Raw genomic sequence first — 17069 nt, 5'->3', positions numbered from 1 at the left:
TAATGTTAGGATAATGGTGTGAAATGTGTGGAATCTTTCGTATTTTATCCAAGAAAGTAACTTTTTATTTACGCTTTCATAAAAAAATATACTGAGATTCCGTATAACCTTATCTTTTCAGAATGAAAATGTTTAGATATGGGAAGCAACTTTTATTGATTTGTCAGAGCATAAGGGGGAAAGAGCATGATTACATTACAACGTACACCGTTATTTGATGTATACGCGAAGTATGGTGGGAAAACAGTCGACTTCGGTGGTTGGGAATTACCAGTTCAATTTTCAAGCATTAAAGAGGAACATGAAGCTGTACGTACAGGAGCAGGTTTGTTCGATGTATCTCATATGGGAGAAGTAGAGGTAAAAGGTGTAGATAGTTTAGCATTTTTACAACGTGTTGTTACAAATGACGTATCTACCTTAAAGGTAGGGGGCGCACAATATACAGCTATGTGCTATGAAAATGGTGGCACAGTAGATGACTTATTAATCTACAAACGTGGTGAAGAAGACTATTTATTAGTAATCAATGCATCAAATATCGAGAAAGATTACGAATGGTTAGCTAGCCATGTAATTGGCGATGCGAAAGTAGTCAATGTTTCTAGTGAAGTTGCGCAGCTTGCAATTCAAGGACCAAAAGCAGAAGGCATTTTACAAAAAGTTGTGTCAGAAGATTTGAAAGAAATTAAGTTCTTTAAATTTAAAAATAATATTCTTGTAGATGGAATTCCTGCACTTGTATCTCGTACAGGTTACACAGGTGAAGATGGATTCGAAATTTACTGTAAGAGTGAAGATGCAGCAAAACTTTGGGAGAAACTTCTTGAAGTGGGAGCAGAAGAGGGCTTAAAACCATGTGGCTTAGGTGCTCGTGATACACTTCGCTTCGAAGCAACACTTCCGTTATACGGACAAGAGTTATCAAAAGATATTACACCGATTGAAGCGGGAATTGGCTTTGCGGTAAAACCAAATAAAGAAGCAGATTTCTTTGGAAAAGAAACGTTAAAAGAGCAAAAAGAAAACGGTGCATCTCGTAAATTAGTCGGCATCGAAGTAATCGAACGCGGTATTCCTCGTTCGCATTACCCTGTATTTATAGGAGAAGAAAAAATCGGGGAAGTAACGAGTGGTACACAATCTCCAACGTTAAAGAAAAGCATTGGTTTAGCACTAATTGATGTAAAATACGCAGCAGTTGATACAGAAGTAGAAATTGAAATTCGTAATAAACGCGTCAAAGCAGTAGTTGTTCCAACACCATTTTATAAACGTTCAAAGTAACGGGGAGAGGGGTAGATTTCATGTTGCATCGTTATCTTCCAATGACAGAAGAAGACAAAAAAGAAATGTTACAAACGATCGGCGTTCAAACGATCGACGAATTATTCTCTGATATTCCAGAGAGTGTTCGTTTTAAAGGGGATTTAAAAATTAAAGAAGCAAAATCAGAGCCAGAGCTGTTAAAAGAGTTATCTCAAATGGCTAGTAAAAATGCTAATTTAAAAGAATATGCTTCTTTCTTAGGAGCAGGTGTATACGATCATTACGCTCCAGTAATTGTTGATCATGTTATTTCTCGTTCAGAGTTTTATACAGCTTACACACCATACCAACCAGAAATTTCACAAGGAGAATTACAAGCAATTTTTGAATTCCAAACAATGATTTGTGAATTAACAGGAATGGATGTAGCAAACTCTTCTATGTATGACGGAGGTACAGCTTTAGCTGAAGCGGCAATGCTAGCAGCTGGTCATACTCGCAAAAAGAAAATTCTTGTTTCAGCGGCAGTTCATCCAGAATCAAGAGCGGTACTTGAAACATATGCAAAAGGTCAAAATCTTGAAGTTGTTGAAATTGATCATAAAAACGGTGTAACAGATTTAGAAGTATTACAAAGTGAAGTAGATGATACAGTTGCTTGTGTAATCGTTCAATATCCAAACTTCTTCGGACAAGTGGAAAAGTTAGCTGATATCGAAAAAATCGTTCATCAACAAAAATCATTATTTATCGTTTCTTCAAATCCATTATCATTAGGCGCATTAACACCGCCAGGAAAATTCGGTGCTGATGTTGTAATCGGTGATGCACAACCATTCGGTATCCCAACGCAGTTTGGTGGACCGCACTGTGGTTACTTTGCAACAACGAAAGCATTTATGCGTAAAATTCCAGGACGTCTTGTCGGACAAACTGTAGATTCAGATGGTAAACGTGGATTTGTATTAACGTTACAAGCACGTGAACAGCATATTCGTCGTGATAAAGCGACGTCTAACATTTGTTCAAACCAAGCGTTAAATGCATTAGCAGCTTCTGTTGCAATGACGGCACTTGGCAAACAAGGTGTAAAAGAAATGGCACGTCAAAACATTTCTAAAGCACAATATGCAAAACGTCAATTTGAAGCGAAAGGTTTCACAGTAACGTTCGCTGGACCATTCTTTAATGAATTTGTTGTAGATTGTAAACGTCCAGTTAAAGAAATAAATGATGTATTAATACAAAAGAATATTATCGGTGGTTACGACCTAGGCCGTGATTATAAAGAGCATGAAAACCATATGCTTGTAGCGGTAACAGAGCTTCGTACAAAAGAGGAAATTGACACACTTGTAAACGAAATGGGGGCTATCCAATGAAGAACCAAGACCAAGCACTTATTTTTGAAGTGACTAAAGAAGGACGCGTAGGATATAGCTTACCCAAATTAGATGTAGAAGAAGTAAAATTAGAAGATGTGTTTGAGAGTGATTATATTCGAGTAGAAGATGCAGAGCTTCCAGAAGTATCTGAACTTGATATTATGCGCCATTACACAGCGCTTTCAAACCGTAACCACGGTGTGGATTCTGGATTCTATCCACTTGGGTCTTGTACGATGAAATATAATCCGAAAATTAATGAAAACGTAGCTCGTTTCGCAGGCTTTGCAAATATTCATCCACTTCAAGATGAAAAAACAGTGCAAGGTGCAATGGAATTAATGTATGACTTACAAGAACATTTAATTGAAATTACAGGTATGGATACTGTTACGTTACAACCAGCAGCTGGTGCACACGGAGAATGGACAGGATTAATGTTGATTCGTGCATATCATGAAGCGAACGGTGACTTTAACCGTACGAAAGTAATTGTTCCTGACTCTGCTCACGGAACAAACCCGGCGTCTGCAACAGTAGCTGGTTTTGAAACAATTACGGTGAAATCAAATGAACATGGTCTTGTTGACTTAGATGATTTAAAACGTGTTGTAAACGAAGAAACAGCAGCACTTATGTTAACAAATCCAAATACATTAGGCCTATTCGAAGAAAATATTTTAGAAATGGCAGAAATCGTCCATAACGCAGGCGGTAAATTATACTATGATGGTGCAAACTTAAATGCGGTATTAAGCCAAGCACGCCCAGGAGATATGGGATTTGACGTTGTGCATTTAAATCTTCATAAAACATTTACAGGTCCGCATGGCGGCGGTGGCCCAGGTTCTGGTCCAGTAGGTGTGAAAGCTGATTTAATTCCGTACTTACCAAAACCGATTTTAGAGAAAACAGAAAATGGCTATCACTTCAACTATGATCGTCCAGAAGCAATTGGGCGTGTGAAACCATTCTATGGTAACTTCGGAATTAACGTTCGTGCATACACATATATTCGTTCTATGGGCCCAGATGGCTTGCGTGCAGTAACTGAGTATGCTGTATTAAATGCGAACTATATGATGAGAAGATTAGCACCATTCTATGATCTTCCGTTCGATAGACATTGCAAGCATGAATTTGTATTATCAGGTCGTCGTCAAAAGAAACTTGGTGTACGTACATTAGATATTGCAAAACGTCTGCTTGATTTCGGTTACCATCCACCAACAATTTACTTCCCATTAAATGTGGAAGAATGTATTATGATTGAGCCAACAGAAACAGAATCAAAAGAAACATTAGATGGTTTCATTGATAAGATGATTCAAATTGCTAAAGAGGTAGAAGAAAATCCAGAAGTTGTACAAGAAGCACCACATACAACAGTAATAAAACGTTTAGATGAAACATTGGCTGCTCGTAAACCAGTTTTACGTTATGAAAAGCTAGCACCTGTACAAGTGTGATTGCAAAAAAAAAGAACTCGCTACATGCGGGTTCTTTTTTTTGCAACATTGGTGCAGCTAGAATGAAAAAAATGTTAAAAATTTATATTTTTTGTTTCATATTGCTGTAAAGATGCGGTTTTATAGGTGATTTTGTTGAAAAAGTCGGTTTGATAAAAGTATTTATTTTTGTTAGAATTTTATTGAAATTAAGAAGATGTGATGAGGTAGAAATTACTCATTTTTATGTATATGTGAAAAAACGAGCAAGACGGGGGTGGAAGCGTGGGATATCGATGTTATAGAATGGTATACCATTTAGAAAATGGAGAAACAATTAAAGATGTAAAAGAATTTTGTTACCGAGACCAAGGGAAAGTGTTAGAAAGAGTAGCACACCGTGTAATGGATAATAGAGAAGTGACAGCGATTGATAAACAAGGAACAATCATTTCAATAGCGTGTGAGGACATTGTAAAGGTAGAACTTGATTACATAACAGAAAGTTAACCTTGAGTCATATCGAATTATTCGATACAATATACTGTTGAATGGTGAAGAGAGAAGAGAGGAGTTTATCATGGGTAATACACGACACTTTTATATGTTTATTTTAGCGTTTGTTCTTGTTGTGGCGTTAACGATTTATTTAATTGTTGATAGCAGCTGGTACAATACAGTTCATCCAGCATTCCTTCTTTTTATGTATGTAGGAATTGCGGTTGTTAGTTTCGGAATGAGAGACGAAATGTTAGATCGCTTTGAAAAGTGATACATATACGAAAGACCAACAGGAAAATGTTGGTCTTTTTTTCTTGCCAAAAATAGGATGGTGTGTATATACTGTATATATAAGGTATACACAGTATATACACACACTGGAGGAAAACATGAATATTATTATTTCGAATTCTTCCCAAGACCCTATTTATGTGCAAATAAGAAAACAATTAAGCCAGCTTATTTTAAATGGTGGTTTAAAGGGTGGAGACCAATTACCGTCTATTCGTAGCTTAGCGAAGGAATTACAAGTTAGTGTAATTACAACGAAGCGTGCGTACGAGGAGCTTGAAAAAGAAGGATATATAGAAACTGTTGCTGGGAAGGGGACTTATGTTTCACGTAAAAATAATGAACTACTAAAAGAACAGCGGCTACGTCTATTGGAAAGTAAAGCGGAAGGGATTGTGAATGAAAGTAAAGCGTTGCAGCTTTCACTTGAAGATTTACAGCAGATGATTGCGTGTTTATATGAGGGGGAATAAGAGATGTTAGAGCTAAAAAACGTTTGTAAAACTTATCAAGATTTCTCAGTGAAAAATGTAAGTTTTACATTGCCACGTGGATATATTATGGGATTTATCGGACCGAATGGAGCTGGAAAAAGTACGACGATCAAAATGATTATGAATTTAATCAGAAAAGAGAGCGGTGATATAAAAATTTTTGGTAAGGACAATAAGAAAGCCGAAAAGGAAATAAAACAAAATATTGGTTTTGTATATGATGAAAATCATTATTACGAAGATTTAACGTGTGAGCAAATGAAACGGATTATTGCACCGTTATATAAAAAGTGGGACGAAAAGCAGTATCAATCGTATATGCAGAGATTACAAGTTCCAACGTATAAAAAGATTAAAGAGTTATCCAAAGGGATGAAAATGAAATTTGCGATTGCAATCGCACTTTCACACCATGCGGAATTCATTATTATGGATGAACCAACAGCAGGGTTAGATCCAGTTGTTCGAAGTGAATTGCTTGATATGCTGCAAGAAATTGTGATGGAGGATGAAGTATCTGTCTTATTTTCCACACACATTACTACAGACTTAGAACGCATCGCGGATTACATTACGTTCATCAATGATGGAGAAATTATATTTACTGGTGAGAAAGATGAATTAATGGAGAACTACGTAATCGTAAAGGGAAGCAATGATTTATTAGATCGAGAAGGAAAAGAACTATTTGTTGGATTACGAAAAAATAAGTTTGGTTTCGAAGGTTTAGCGAAGGATAAACAAGCAATTGTAGACTGGTTTGGAAATGAGGTTGTACTAGAAAAGCCTAAATTAGATGACATCATCGTATACACTGCGAAAGGGAGAGGTGCCTATGCGTCAGCTCATATATAAAGATTTGTTCTTTTTTCGGGTGATGTGGTTAGTTTATCTAATTGCACCATTAATGTTTTCTTTTATAGAGCCGGTTGGTGAAACGGTATTTTCTACAAGTTGCCTACTTATAACAATTTCCACATCAATGATATTAATAGGGATGGATGAAAAAAATAAAAGTGATGTCATTATGAATAGTTTACCATTGAGTCGAAAGGATATCGTTATCGCTAGATATATTTCCTGTGCAATATTTATCGCTGGAAGTATGTTTGTAACGATGTTCGTTATTTTTCTAATAAGAGGTGTTGTTGTCATTAGTGATATTAGTGCATATCATCCAAATTTATATATTGAAATCCCTTGGTATGCAGTAGTTAGAGGAGCGATAAGCTCTTTAGTTTATATAGCGGTGCTGTTTCCTAGTTATTACGGAACAAAATCCAAAATGGCATGTGGACTATTTACAGGTGGAGCGGCTATGGTAGGTGTTTTTGCAGGGATATTTATAGGTGATGGAGAAACTGCGGCATTATCGTTTATTGAATGGGTTATAGCTCCGTCACATTTTATATGGTTTTTAGTTGGAGTAATTATATTAGCTAGTGTATATATCGCTTCTATGTTTCTTACAATTAAAATTTATGAAACGCATGATTTGTAGAGAGGAGGATTTGCATGCAACAGTTGATTTTGAAGGAGTTTTTCTTACAAAGAAAAATGTTTCTCATCTATTTAATCTTGCCTATTTATGGGGTGTTACAACAGTCTATAGAACCATTTCAGTTGGCGTTTGTTTGTTTTGTTATCTGTCTTTTGATGATTTCAATCTCTTTATCAAATGAAGAGAAAAATAGTACGGAAAAAGTATTAGTAAGTCTACCTTTTACTAGGAAAGATATTGTCATTGCGAAATACATATCGACAGTATTTTTTATTGGAGTCAGTCTAATCATTACATTTGTTTTCTTTATAATACCTGTATCTGTATTAAGAGAAAATACAAACATTCCGTGGTATGCACTATTTATAGCTATTTTCTTTTTTGTTCTTTATGCTGGTATGATTCTTCCCATGAAATATAGTGTGGATAAACAAACGGTTACTATTCTTGGAGCGGTTATGCTTTTTCCTATAATAGGTTTGTTAGGATTTATGTGCAATATATTTGCTGAAGAAAGGCTTATGCTAATGTTTTTCCGATCTTCAGATGTGCTATTAGTTATTAGTATTTTAAGTCTAGGAGCGTGTTTAAGTTATTTCGCCTCAATGTTTTTGTCGATTGTAAGTTTTAAAAAGAAGGAGCTTTAATATTTATAGCTTGTCTAATATAAAAACTAATAAGTGATGCTATGAGATGAGTCTAGGGAGGTGTAATAAATGATCAAGCAACTAGTCTTAAAAGATATGATGTTGCAAAGAAAGTTAGGGTTTGCGTATCTTATATGTTTGTTTTTCCTTGCTATTGTTGATTTTCGTAGTGATAGCTTCCTTATGACGATTAGCGTATCTATACCTTTTCTTGGCATGGTACTGTCAATGAGTTATGAGTGGAAAAATAAAAGTGAAATAATAGTAAATAGTTTACCGTTTGAGCGTAAAGATATTGTCATAGCCAAATACATATTTGTAAGTATTTTAGTTGCTTTAGGTGGGATTTTCTCACTTGTAGTTGGTTTAATCCAGTTACAAAATGAACATATAACTGTATGTATGCTATGGGGAGAGATTCTTGGCGGAATAACGGGAGGATTGGTTTATAGCATAATTGTACTCCCAATCGAATTTTCAGTAGGATATAGCAGTGCAAAACAAATTGCTCCGTTCGCCGGACTTGCGTTGGGGTATTTAAGTGGACTGATTGTAAGTAAAGTGTGGTTAGATATAGAGAATGCCTGGAGCACGAGTCTAGTCGTAAATGTTTGTTTTATAGCTGGGCTGCTTCTTTTATATATCATGTCTATGTTATTCTCAATTAATTTGTATAGTGAGCGTGATTTGTAAGAGAGAGGAGAATAGTGTTGAAACAACTAATTTTAAAAGATTTCATCATTCAATGGAAATTTTTAATTTGGTACATATTGTATCCTGTTTTCTTTTATATGGCTTTAACAGATACGGAAAATCTGTTCATAATTATGTCAGTAATTATTACAATTGGGGCAACAGTAAAAACATTTGAAGCAGATAGTAAAAATGAGAGTGAAGTTATAGTAAGTAGTTTGCCAATATTCAGGAAACAAATTGTGTATGCGAAATATATAGTAGCAATTATTATTCTTTTTATAAGCGTAACGGTCGGTTGTTTCACGATGGGAATGAAGAATGGGGTTAACCTATTTGAATTTATTGAAACGACAATGGTTGCTAGTATTAGCTTTATTTTAGTGTATTTAAGCTTTGTTTTACCGATATCGTTTTGGCTAGGGTATAAAAAAACTATTTTTATTACGATAGTAATATTCATGGCGCCGATTGTTATTTTAGAAACTTTGTTTCAAATCAACCTGGAACAAATTCAACTATACAACAGCGTGTTATTCGTTAGTTCAATTTGCATGTTCATAGTATCTATCTTCGTTTCAGTGAAATTGTATGAGAAGAGAGAATTTTAAAAGGTGCCTCGTAAAAGGCACCTTCTTCAATAACGGCAATACGAGAGCAAAAGTTTATAAACAGAAAGACTATTAGGCACATCTTTCGGAGTATGTAATATAAAGCTGAAAACGATAACGAAAATGAGAAAGAGGAAAAATAAAAATAGGATCTGCTTATGTATAGAATTTTGCATATAACCCACTCCTTTTTTAGGTAGTATGTCCAAAAGAAAGAAGGATATGAAAAATTTTAGGAGGGAGAATGATGAACAAAAGAAAATGGTTATATAGAATAGGAGTACTTTTATTTTCAATAGGTCTCATATTAGCAAATTTTTACTCAGATATACCACCGCTACTTCCTAGTTTGCATAAAGGGATTGGTATGAGTGTTGTCATAGTTGGTCTGCTTTGTCTTATCGCATCAAATTTCTATAGAAAATCTAAATAGACATAAAAAAGGACAGTTACTTCTTTTCAGAAGAACTGTCCTTTTTAAATAACTTGTTCCAAAGCTTGGCGATGCTCCATATAATTACGATAGTAATGGAGGCAATAATTGACCAAACGATAGATGCAATTTCAAGTGCCATGTTAGGAAGGAATGTAAGAATGGATATTACTTTATGAAACAACCATTCTATTATATGAAAACTTATTTGCAATAGAATGATAATCCCAAGTGTGATCCATGTTAAGATTTGTTTTCCTTTTTCTTTCCACATGACATTCACCTCACGTTAGCCTAATAGTTTTAAGCCAACAGCACCGCATAGAATGCAGCTTAAGAAGGCAAGGCGGCGCCAATCCGCTGACTCGCGGAAAATAAGAATACCTAGAAGTGCACTTCCAGCAGTTCCGATTCCAGTCCAAATTGCGTAAGCAGTTCCCATCGGTAATGTGTTCATCGCAAGTGATAAGAAGAAGAAACTTACGCCGAAGTTAGCGATTAAAATAACTTTTGGTGCCCAGCCTTTCTTTTCAGTGGCTACTTTCATAAAGAGTACACCAACAATTTCACAAATACCAGCTAGAATTAAAAATACCCAAGCCATTTTATGCAGCCTCCTTCGATTCTTTTTCTTCTGTTACTCGTTTTAAGCCGATTACTCCGAAGAAGATTAAACCAATTAATAATACTTTTACGATAGAGAAAGGTTCTCCGAAGATGAAAATCTCTGTAAGAACGATTCCACCAGCTCCAATTCCTGTAAAGACTGCGTATACAGTGCCGACAGGTAAATCTTTATATGCTCTAAATAATAAGACGAAACTAATTGTAATTAATAGAGCAACACCAGCCCACTCAAGTGGTGCCTCCGCTTTTTTAAGTCCAATAACCCAAAAGATTTCAATAATACCAGCTATGATTACATAAATCCATGCCATATGTCATTTCTCCTTCCTACCAGTCGTTAGGTAAAGGGCTTAAAAACGACGCATTGCAAAGGAGCAATCCGTCAGTTTGAAAGTCCGCGCCAAAATACTTTCCAAGAAGCTTCTAAACGTGTCTCAAAACGATTTAAACCTGCGTATAGTAGTTCAACCATAAGGCCGTCAAGTAAGCATAAAAAAGCCTCCAAAGCGTCTTTTACTTCAATGTTATGCAGTTCATCTTGTTCGCTTGCTCTTTTAAACACAGGGAATAAAAGTTTTCCGACATTTTCAATGTGTACATTCGCTTTATCAATAATTTGTTCGCGAAATGCATCCGGCGGAAAATAAGAAGTTCGTAACCAAAACATTGATTCTTCACTTTCACCAAATCGTTTTGCATAACCTTTTAACAGATTTACTAGCAATTCTTCAGTAGACGATTTTGAAAAATTTTCGATATCGTCAGTGAAGCTTTGTAAATCTTTTTGAAGAGCGGATTCTAAGCATGTAAAATATAGCTCTTCTTTTCCTTTAAAGTGTGCGTAAATCGATGGTTTTTTAATCCCAACTTCTTGAGCAATATTTGCTAATGAAGTTCCTTCATAGCCGTAGCGTGCGAAATGAGAAAGTGCTACAGCTTTAATGCGGTTTGCTGTCATTTTCATCCCCTACCTACCGTTCGTTAGGTTAATTATATGAGATGAAAAATATAAAGTCAATAGGTGAAGGGATAAAAAAGAGCGCTATAGTTAACGCTCTTTTTTAGACTGTTTCTCGCTCAATTAAATGGAATGAAAGTTCTTCTGTACTGCCGATAATTTGCTCGCTTTGAATTTGTTTATAGAATAAAGAAAAAGCATGTGAGCCCATTGTGAGACCGGGATGTTCAATAGTTGTAATTTCTAATGCTTTTGAAATTTCATGGTTATCAAATCCCAGGATAGCGAGGTCTTCAGGTATGCGAATGCCATGTTTTTTTGCCTCTGTTAATAAACCAGCGGCAACTTGATCGTTCGCTGTAACAATAGCGGTTGGGCGATTTTTCATACTTAAAATGCGATGGAGTACTTGTGCCCCGTCCTGCATCGTATAACATTGATGAAAAACCCAATCAGGGTGCACTGTTTTTCCTTCTTGACGAAGAGTATCGGCGAAAGCTTTTTCACGCTCGATTGAATTAGCACTTGTTTTTCTTGCTAAACAAATGCCGATTTTTTCATGACCTTTACTGAGTAAATAGGAAGTACCAAGGCGGAATCCTTCGTAATGATCTACATAGACAGATGAAATGAGGGGATGTTTCATTTTTTCACATGAAATAATAGGGGCAAATTTTGCGAACGGTTCAATTTGTTCCCATGAACTCGTGCGAGAGCAAATAATCATCCCGTCAAATTGCTTCATTTTCATCATTTCAAGAACGCGAATTTCTTCAATACTATCGTAATTCGTTTGGCATAAATTAATATGATATCCAGCTGCTAACGCTTCGTTTCCGATTCCTTCAATGATCGTGCTAAAGTACGGAAGATTAATAAAAGGTAGCATAACGCCAATTGTATATGTTTTACCCTTTATTAAATGGATAGCATTTATATTTTTTGCATAGTTCAATTCTTCAACTGCATCTAAAACACGCTTACGTTTTTCCTCTTTTACGTAAGGATGATTATTAAGGACACGAGAAACAGTTGATATAGATACACCAGCAGTTTTTGCAATTTGTTTTATATTGGCCATATGTATCACCTCTTTCCTTAATTATAAGGGGAAAATGATAAGAATGAAAAAAATCTTGACCTGAAAAGCTTTTCACAATCTATGTTATAAGCATGACTTCTGTTGTTCGCGTAACCTTTTTATTTGGGCGTAAGAATAGTGGGGTCTTTTTTGTATGTCTGCAAAGAATTTTTGTCAGAATGTGTGAGAATAACGTGGAAAGTTTTCGGAGGAGGCGTTTGATAACGAAGCGAATAGTAGAGAGTATAAACGCTTCACTCGTTAAGAGAGCGGTATGAAAGGGCGGAAACAAATTGAAAAAAGGAATCATTTGTTTCGTGTTTTCTAGTGTAATACTTAGCTCATGTTCATTTCAGCAAACGATGCAAGAAGAAAAAACATTTGTAGGAACAACAGGAGGGGCTAAGGACCGTGTTACTGATCCGATTCCGCTAAAGGAACTTCCAAAATATTTTCCGGCGAAGTTTAAAGTTCCAACGTTTTTACCTTATGACATTACGAGTGATGTGCAGGGAGAGGTAAGAACGATGGGAAAGAAGAATGCTGTCTTAACGATTAAATATAAGCAACAAGAGAAAGGAAGGCACGATTATATAGAATTAACAGTGGCCAACTTTTCTTACAGTTTTCCATACCTCGTAGAAGAAAATCGATTTCAAGAACAAATGAAATTGAATAATGGAGCACCTGCTTATTTTAAAAATAAGGATGATTACGAGCGAGGGGACGAATTTGCTACGCTTATATGGAAAGAGAAGGGGATTGAATATCAGCTATTATATCGTAATGTAGATGAGAAAGATGAAGATGTGATTAAACAAAATCTACTGTACATTGCGAACAATATGGAATAAAAAACTAGCTGTATCGTGCAGCTAGTTTTTGTATGTTATTTCTTTTTAATTTTGCCTGACCAAGATTTAAATCCACCTTTTAATTGGTAGAAATCTGTGTAGCCTTGTTTTTTTAAGTATTGAGCTGCACGACCTGTACGGAATCCGCTTTGGCAATATAAATAAACCGGTTGATCTTGGCGAAGTTCTTTGTGGCGAAGGCGAATTTGTGATAATGGAATGTTACGCGCACCTAAAATATGTCCCGCGTTAAATTCATCTGCTTCGCGAATATCGATAAGCTGTGCTTTACGGTAGCCAGCGCGAAATTCTTCTTCTGAAAGTGTTTTAATTAATTTTTTCTGATAGAAATACATCCATACAGTGTAGCCGATGAATGCTGCAATTGCGGCTAGTATAATAATCAAGTTTGTTGACACGATTCTATCGCTCCCTTTTTTCTTATCCTACTTTCAATATTATAATGCCCATATGTATTTATGCAACAGATTCATTTGTATATAAGAAGAAATTTCGTATTCTTTCACAAATTTTGTCGAATTTGGTAGACTAGAGAATGTGAAAAATAATTGGTTATATGAGGTGCAGGATGGGAAAAGAAAAATGGTGTTATATTAACTCTGGTCAATGTTCACCAGCATTTAATATGGCGTTAGATGAATGTTTATTAAATTGGCAAAGTGAAAAGAAAATGCCACCAACAATTCGTTTTTACGAATGGGAAGTACCAACATTAACAGTCGGGTATTTCCAGCGTGTTGAAAAAGATATAAATATGGATGTAGTTAACGAAAAAAAATATGGATTCGTTCGTCGTCAAACAGGCGGCAGGGGTGTACTACATGATAAAGAATTAACGTACAGTGTTATTGTGTCTGAAGATCATCCGGATATGCCAAAAACAGTTACAGAAGCATACCGCGTTATTTCGCAAGGCTTATTAGACGGTTTTAAGGCATTAGGATTAGAAGCGTATTATGCAGTTCCGAAAACAGAAGAGGATCGTGAGAATTTAAAAAATCCGCGTTCAGGAGTATGTTTTGATGCACCATCTTGGTATGAAATTGTAGTTGAAGGAAGAAAAATCGCAGGTAGTGCTCAAACACGTCAAAAAGGTGTTATCTTACAGCACGGTTCTATTCCGTTAGAAATAGATTTAGATGAGTTATACGATCTATTTTTATTCCCGAATGAACGTGTAAAAGAGCGTATGAAAAACATGTTTTCTTCTAAAGCGGTAGCGATTAATGAGTTGACAGACCGTACATTTACGATTGAACAGTTAATTAAAGCGTTTGAAACTGGATTTGAAAAAGGTTTAGATATAGAGCTTGTGCCGTATGAACTAACAGAAGAACAGCTTCATGAAGTTCAAACTTTAGCAAAAGAGAAGTATGAAAGTAATGAATGGAATTATAAAAAATAAGGAGATGGCGACCGCCATCTCCTTATTTTTATAGTAAATTAAGTACTTTTTCTACTTTGATTCCTTTATCTTGTAAAGAACGAAGGCGATTTACAACGTCCATAATTTCTTTGTCGAATGTAACGCTAATACCTTGGCTTTGTAGCTCTTTTTTTAATCCTTCAATAGAATCATCTATGTCGATGCCAAGCTCGTAATCTTGACAAACTTCAATTGTCTTTTTCACAAGTTTAACATAATTTTCTTGTAGTTTTGTATTTGTTTCAGTCAAAGCAGGTTGCTTCGGTTTTGCAGGAGTAACCGGTGCTGTCTCTTGCTTTGTAACTGGAGTAGGTACTGCTTTTTTCACAGGTGCTGGAGTAGATAGTTCTACAGCTGCTTCAACACTTACTGACTTCGGCGTTGGTACCGGAGTAGGCTTAGGTGTTATAGCGGGTGTTTCTACACGCATAACAGGTTTAGGAGCGGGTGTAACTGCTTTAGGAGCCTCTACGACTACTTCTTTGTTCGGAGTAGCTTCTACAACTGTTTCTTCTTGCTCAGCAGCTTCTTTATTTTCTTTGCTCCACATAACGCGTTCAATTTCTAGAGAAACATTGTTCTTATTCATCGCTGTTAATGTAACTTTACCAACTTCCGCGTTCCCAGTGAAATCAACAATTTTATAAATAACACTCTTGTTCCAATCCACGTTTCCGCTCAAAAATAATTCTTCGTTACATTTCGGCGTTAAGCCCTCGATTTTAATTTCTGCGTTTACACCGTTTTCACTGTATACCATAATTAGCGAAGCATTTACATCTTCGTCTGCTAACATTAGTTCACGTACCATTTTGCCGGTGCGTACTTGCGTTTTCTTCTTAACTGACATCTAATTTCTCCTCTCAAAAATTCAGTAATAATAAAAAAATCGTATAACGAAAAATAATTGCTCACGAAGATTTATGATACCGATAATAAAAGCATCACGTCAACAATTAACTTTAATTATTTTGCATTTTTCTTATTTTCTTTATGAAATTTTTCAATTTGTAAAATTAGACAGAAGAAAAACAGCCTTTTGAAAGGCTGTTAAAATTTAGATGTTTTATATAAAAATTTGTACAGAATATAAAAAGAAAGTGTAACAAGAGCACCTTGCCAAATAGACAAATTATAAAATAAGTATGGTTGTGTTTTAAAAAATACGTTTGAAAAAACTGATAAGATAAAAGGTATAAACACTGATAATAAGAGGAGTGCTTTTTGTTTCCAGGAAACCAGTATTGTAAAAGAAAAACGTCTAAATAACGAAAAAGTTATGAAAGCACCAATTGTTAAAACGATAGCAGATAATATTGTTCCAGGAATACTAAGTGGAATTCCTGAAGTGTTTGTATCTGTAAATAGTTTTTGCATAAGAGTAGTAAATGTATCGTATCCAATTTGAATAGCTAATAATAAACTAACTGCAAATCCAATAACGGTAGCTTGTTGGAAAGAATTTTGATGCTCTGAAGAGTTAATCAATTCGTCGCAGTAAGCTTTTAAATCTTCTCCGAAAATATCATGTGCATTTTTACCATCTTCTTGGGCTTCTAAAAGATGATCCAATATTTCTAAAAGCAATTCTTCCATTTGCTTTTGCGGAACGCTAGTAAAACGTAAATAAATAAGCATATCACCATAAGCAGCTTCGTTTTCAGGTGTTAATAACTTTCTTTTTTCATTGTTTAACTTAACCATTTCTTTTTCGGTCATAATATCTTCACTCCTTTTTAAAGGCTAAATATTCTTTTTTGAAGAAGATTTTGTATAGTGCATAGCAAGAGATGGCCAGTAAAGTGCCAATCCAAGGTGAGATTTGTAATGTAGTATAGGGCTGTTTAATAAATAAAAAGGAAATACCGATTAATAGTATCCATAGGCAATGGCGTATTAAAAAACTTCCTATATGCCTCCAAATAGTTGTTTGATTTTTAAATAAATCAGTGTTAATAAAATCGAAAACAAAACGTATCATAAGATGTACGGATAAGATAAATGCGAGCAGATAAATGAAATCAATGTGTACAAATTTAAAACGTGCTTCATTTGAAAATAAGGGAAATACCAATGCAATTACGGAAGAAATAGCAAAGTATATTGCTAACAGATAACTAGTTATAAATAAAGGAATCGATAATTGTTCCCGTAAACTTGGCTTCGGTAGAGCAGCAATTAGTTCGTCACAGTACGCCTGTAAGTCGTCGCCAAAAATATCATAAGCACTTTTTTCTTCTTGCTGGGCTTCAATAAGGTGATCTAGAATTTCAATTAGCAGTTCTTCCGCGTGGTACTCTGGCACTTTAGCTAAGCGGATGTATATTAACATGTCACTATAGGCGGTTTCATTTTCTGTAGTTAATAATTTACGCTTTTGGTTATTTAGTTCGATTAAATCTTTCGCCTTCATCCCTATCACTCTCCCTGTAATAAGTTGTTTACCGTCGTTGAAACCATTCCCCAGCTTTGTTTAAATTCTTCAAGTTGTTCTAATCCTTTATCGGTTACGTGATAATATTTTCGCTTTGGACCGAGTGAGGAGGCTTTTAATGTTCCTTCAATCAATTTTTCTTTTTGCATGCGTAACAATAACGGATAGATGCTTCCTTCACTTACGAATGTAAAGCCATATTTATTTAATTTTGTACTTAGTTCATATCCGTACACTTCTTCTTGTGAAATGATATATAGAATGCAACCTTCTAGTACACCTTTTAACATTTGGCTGTGCATGATTTCACCACCTTTTATCCAGGTAACTTGCGTTGCAAGGTAGCTGTTATCTAAATTATAACAGTCAGTAACTTGCAACGCAAGTTACTGAAG

General features: G+C 35.3%; 24 protein-coding genes. 14 read left to right on the top strand and 10 right to left on the bottom strand.

The window, feature by feature from the left end; all coding sequences use genetic code 11:
* The first annotated feature begins 186 nt into the window (after positions 1-186).
* From gcvT to LCF45_RS20850, 12 genes are all read left to right on the top strand, one after another.
* The gene (gcvT, locus tag LCF45_RS20905; protein WP_078203152.1) at positions 187-1287 is read left to right on the top strand and encodes a glycine cleavage system aminomethyltransferase GcvT; all 1101 of its coding nucleotides are present in this window, start codon (positions 187-189) and stop codon (positions 1285-1287) included.
* Positions 1288-1307: 20 nt separating this feature from the next.
* Positions 1308-2651, top strand: a complete 1344-nt coding sequence (gcvPA, locus tag LCF45_RS20900; RefSeq protein WP_002015020.1) for an aminomethyl-transferring glycine dehydrogenase subunit 1 — start codon at positions 1308-1310, stop codon at positions 2649-2651.
* Positions 2648-4123 (top strand): aminomethyl-transferring glycine dehydrogenase subunit 2, encoded by a 1476-nt coding sequence (gcvPB, locus tag LCF45_RS20895; protein WP_002122485.1) that lies wholly within the window; start codon positions 2648-2650, stop codon positions 4121-4123. The genes gcvPA and gcvPB overlap by 4 nt, the downstream gene beginning before the upstream one ends.
* A gap of 285 nt (positions 4124-4408) precedes the next feature.
* Positions 4409-4612 (top strand): DUF3929 family protein, encoded by a 204-nt coding sequence (locus LCF45_RS20890; protein ID WP_000262495.1) that lies wholly within the window; start codon positions 4409-4411, stop codon positions 4610-4612.
* 70 nt (positions 4613-4682) lie between these two features.
* Positions 4683-4874, top strand: a complete 192-nt coding sequence (locus tag LCF45_RS20885; protein WP_002088608.1) for a hypothetical protein — start codon at positions 4683-4685, stop codon at positions 4872-4874.
* Between the two features lie 118 nt (positions 4875-4992).
* Complete coding sequence (locus LCF45_RS20880) at positions 4993-5367, top strand: GntR family transcriptional regulator (protein ID WP_002184968.1); 375 nt, start codon at positions 4993-4995, stop codon at positions 5365-5367.
* 3 nt (positions 5368-5370) lie between these two features.
* Positions 5371-6243 carry an ABC transporter ATP-binding protein gene (locus tag LCF45_RS20875; RefSeq protein ID WP_050000308.1) on the top strand — a complete coding sequence of 291 codons (873 nt, stop codon included), beginning with the start codon at positions 5371-5373 and terminating at the stop codon, positions 6241-6243.
* Positions 6224-6889 carry an ABC-2 transporter permease gene (locus LCF45_RS20870; RefSeq protein WP_016120800.1) on the top strand — a complete coding sequence of 222 codons (666 nt, stop codon included), beginning with the start codon at positions 6224-6226 and terminating at the stop codon, positions 6887-6889. The genes LCF45_RS20875 and LCF45_RS20870 overlap by 20 nt, the downstream gene beginning before the upstream one ends.
* Before the next feature lie 14 nt (positions 6890-6903).
* Positions 6904-7536 (top strand): ABC-2 transporter permease, encoded by a 633-nt coding sequence (locus LCF45_RS20865; RefSeq protein ID WP_215563606.1) that lies wholly within the window; start codon positions 6904-6906, stop codon positions 7534-7536.
* Between the two features lie 69 nt (positions 7537-7605).
* Complete coding sequence (locus tag LCF45_RS20860; protein WP_215563605.1) at positions 7606-8229, top strand: ABC-2 transporter permease; 624 nt, start codon at positions 7606-7608, stop codon at positions 8227-8229.
* A gap of 14 nt (positions 8230-8243) precedes the next feature.
* Positions 8244-8840, top strand: a complete 597-nt coding sequence (locus LCF45_RS20855) for an ABC-2 transporter permease (RefSeq protein WP_033728154.1) — start codon at positions 8244-8246, stop codon at positions 8838-8840.
* Positions 8841-9087: 247 nt separating this feature from the next.
* Complete coding sequence (locus LCF45_RS20850; RefSeq protein ID WP_033731253.1) at positions 9088-9273, top strand: hypothetical protein; 186 nt, start codon at positions 9088-9090, stop codon at positions 9271-9273.
* 16 nt (positions 9274-9289) lie between these two features.
* Here LCF45_RS20850 and LCF45_RS20845 read toward each other — a convergent pair whose 3' ends face one another.
* The 5 genes from LCF45_RS20845 to LCF45_RS20825 form a co-directional block, all read right to left on the bottom strand.
* Positions 9290-9547 (bottom strand): DUF3975 family protein, encoded by a 258-nt coding sequence (locus LCF45_RS20845; RefSeq protein WP_002167685.1) that lies wholly within the window; start codon positions 9545-9547, stop codon positions 9290-9292.
* 15 nt (positions 9548-9562) lie between these two features.
* Positions 9563-9877: a DMT family transporter gene (locus LCF45_RS20840; RefSeq protein ID WP_002015033.1), complete on the bottom strand. Its 315-nt coding sequence runs from the start codon at positions 9875-9877 to the stop codon at positions 9563-9565.
* A gap of 1 nt (position 9878) precedes the next feature.
* Positions 9879-10211 (bottom strand): DMT family transporter, encoded by a 333-nt coding sequence (locus LCF45_RS20835; protein ID WP_002111782.1) that lies wholly within the window; start codon positions 10209-10211, stop codon positions 9879-9881.
* Between the two features lie 71 nt (positions 10212-10282).
* Entirely contained in the window at positions 10283-10864 is a 582-nt protein-coding gene (locus LCF45_RS20830) for a TetR/AcrR family transcriptional regulator (protein WP_002034003.1), read from the bottom strand.
* Between the two features lie 97 nt (positions 10865-10961).
* Entirely contained in the window at positions 10962-11939 is a 978-nt protein-coding gene (locus LCF45_RS20825; RefSeq protein ID WP_016120797.1) for a LacI family DNA-binding transcriptional regulator, read from the bottom strand.
* A gap of 317 nt (positions 11940-12256) precedes the next feature.
* Here LCF45_RS20825 and LCF45_RS20820 point away from each other — a divergent pair, with 317 nt between their 5' ends.
* Positions 12257-12793: a hypothetical protein gene (locus LCF45_RS20820; RefSeq protein ID WP_016100627.1), complete on the top strand. Its 537-nt coding sequence runs from the start codon at positions 12257-12259 to the stop codon at positions 12791-12793.
* A gap of 35 nt (positions 12794-12828) precedes the next feature.
* Here LCF45_RS20820 and LCF45_RS20815 read toward each other — a convergent pair whose 3' ends face one another.
* Positions 12829-13212, bottom strand: coding sequence for a rhodanese-like domain-containing protein (locus tag LCF45_RS20815; RefSeq protein ID WP_002034000.1), 384 nt, complete (start codon positions 13210-13212; stop codon positions 12829-12831).
* A gap of 170 nt (positions 13213-13382) precedes the next feature.
* Here LCF45_RS20815 and LCF45_RS20810 point away from each other — a divergent pair, with 170 nt between their 5' ends.
* Positions 13383-14219, top strand: a complete 837-nt coding sequence (locus LCF45_RS20810; RefSeq protein ID WP_016120796.1) for a lipoate--protein ligase family protein — start codon at positions 13383-13385, stop codon at positions 14217-14219.
* A 28-nt stretch (positions 14220-14247) separates the two neighbouring features.
* Here LCF45_RS20810 and LCF45_RS20805 read toward each other — a convergent pair whose 3' ends face one another.
* From LCF45_RS20805 to LCF45_RS20790, 4 genes are all read right to left on the bottom strand, one after another.
* Entirely contained in the window at positions 14248-15090 is an 843-nt protein-coding gene (locus tag LCF45_RS20805; RefSeq protein ID WP_002111777.1) for a hypothetical protein, read from the bottom strand.
* Positions 15091-15290: 200 nt separating this feature from the next.
* Positions 15291-15959 carry a DUF1048 domain-containing protein gene (locus LCF45_RS20800; RefSeq protein ID WP_002145779.1) on the bottom strand — a complete coding sequence of 223 codons (669 nt, stop codon included), beginning with the start codon at positions 15957-15959 and terminating at the stop codon, positions 15291-15293.
* A gap of 7 nt (positions 15960-15966) precedes the next feature.
* On the bottom strand, positions 15967-16653 hold the full coding sequence (locus LCF45_RS20795; RefSeq protein WP_263894142.1) for a DUF1129 family protein: 687 nt from the start codon (positions 16651-16653) through the stop codon (positions 15967-15969).
* A gap of 5 nt (positions 16654-16658) precedes the next feature.
* Complete coding sequence (locus tag LCF45_RS20790) at positions 16659-16976, bottom strand: PadR family transcriptional regulator (RefSeq protein WP_002111775.1); 318 nt, start codon at positions 16974-16976, stop codon at positions 16659-16661.
* Positions 16977-17069 lie beyond the last annotated feature (93 nt).

The sequence above is a fragment of the Bacillus sp. 41-22 genome, assembly GCF_025809295.1.
GTDB lineage: Bacteria > Bacillota > Bacilli > Bacillales > Bacillaceae_G > Bacillus_A > Bacillus_A mycoides.
The sequence above is the reverse complement of the archived record's forward strand: the minus strand, read 5'-3'. Positions and strand labels throughout refer to the sequence as shown.

Excerpts from the sequence above, each read along its gene's own strand:
- gcvT (WP_078203152.1), top strand. The coding sequence starts at position 187 with ATGATTACATTACAACGTACACCGTTATTTGATGTATACGCGAAGTAT.
- gcvPA (WP_002015020.1), top strand. The coding sequence starts at position 1,308 with ATGTTGCATCGTTATCTTCCAATGACAGAAGAAGACAAAAAAGAAATG.
- gcvPB (WP_002122485.1), top strand. The coding sequence starts at position 2,648 with ATGAAGAACCAAGACCAAGCACTTATTTTTGAAGTGACTAAAGAAGGA.
- LCF45_RS20890 (WP_000262495.1), top strand. The coding sequence starts at position 4,409 with ATGGTATACCATTTAGAAAATGGAGAAACAATTAAAGATGTAAAAGAA.
- LCF45_RS20885 (WP_002088608.1), top strand. The coding sequence starts at position 4,683 with ATGGGTAATACACGACACTTTTATATGTTTATTTTAGCGTTTGTTCTT.
- LCF45_RS20880 (WP_002184968.1), top strand. The coding sequence starts at position 4,993 with ATGAATATTATTATTTCGAATTCTTCCCAAGACCCTATTTATGTGCAA.
- LCF45_RS20875 (WP_050000308.1), top strand. The coding sequence starts at position 5,371 with ATGTTAGAGCTAAAAAACGTTTGTAAAACTTATCAAGATTTCTCAGTG.
- LCF45_RS20870 (WP_016120800.1), top strand. The coding sequence starts at position 6,224 with ATGCGTCAGCTCATATATAAAGATTTGTTCTTTTTTCGGGTGATGTGG.
- LCF45_RS20865 (WP_215563606.1), top strand. The coding sequence starts at position 6,904 with ATGCAACAGTTGATTTTGAAGGAGTTTTTCTTACAAAGAAAAATGTTT.
- LCF45_RS20860 (WP_215563605.1), top strand. The coding sequence starts at position 7,606 with ATGATCAAGCAACTAGTCTTAAAAGATATGATGTTGCAAAGAAAGTTA.
- LCF45_RS20850 (WP_033731253.1), top strand. The coding sequence starts at position 9,088 with ATGAACAAAAGAAAATGGTTATATAGAATAGGAGTACTTTTATTTTCA.
- LCF45_RS20845 (WP_002167685.1), bottom strand. The coding sequence starts at position 9,547 with ATGTGGAAAGAAAAAGGAAAACAAATCTTAACATGGATCACACTTGGG.
- LCF45_RS20840 (WP_002015033.1), bottom strand. The coding sequence starts at position 9,877 with ATGGCTTGGGTATTTTTAATTCTAGCTGGTATTTGTGAAATTGTTGGT.
- LCF45_RS20835 (WP_002111782.1), bottom strand. The coding sequence starts at position 10,211 with ATGGCATGGATTTATGTAATCATAGCTGGTATTATTGAAATCTTTTGG.
- LCF45_RS20830 (WP_002034003.1), bottom strand. The coding sequence starts at position 10,864 with ATGAAAATGACAGCAAACCGCATTAAAGCTGTAGCACTTTCTCATTTC.
- LCF45_RS20825 (WP_016120797.1), bottom strand. The coding sequence starts at position 11,939 with ATGGCCAATATAAAACAAATTGCAAAAACTGCTGGTGTATCTATATCA.
- LCF45_RS20810 (WP_016120796.1), top strand. The coding sequence starts at position 13,383 with ATGGGAAAAGAAAAATGGTGTTATATTAACTCTGGTCAATGTTCACCA.
- LCF45_RS20805 (WP_002111777.1), bottom strand. The coding sequence starts at position 15,090 with ATGTCAGTTAAGAAGAAAACGCAAGTACGCACCGGCAAAATGGTACGT.
- LCF45_RS20800 (WP_002145779.1), bottom strand. The coding sequence starts at position 15,959 with ATGACCGAAAAAGAAATGGTTAAGTTAAACAATGAAAAAAGAAAGTTA.
- LCF45_RS20795 (WP_263894142.1), bottom strand. The coding sequence starts at position 16,653 with ATGAAGGCGAAAGATTTAATCGAACTAAATAACCAAAAGCGTAAATTA.
- LCF45_RS20790 (WP_002111775.1), bottom strand. The coding sequence starts at position 16,976 with ATGCACAGCCAAATGTTAAAAGGTGTACTAGAAGGTTGCATTCTATAT.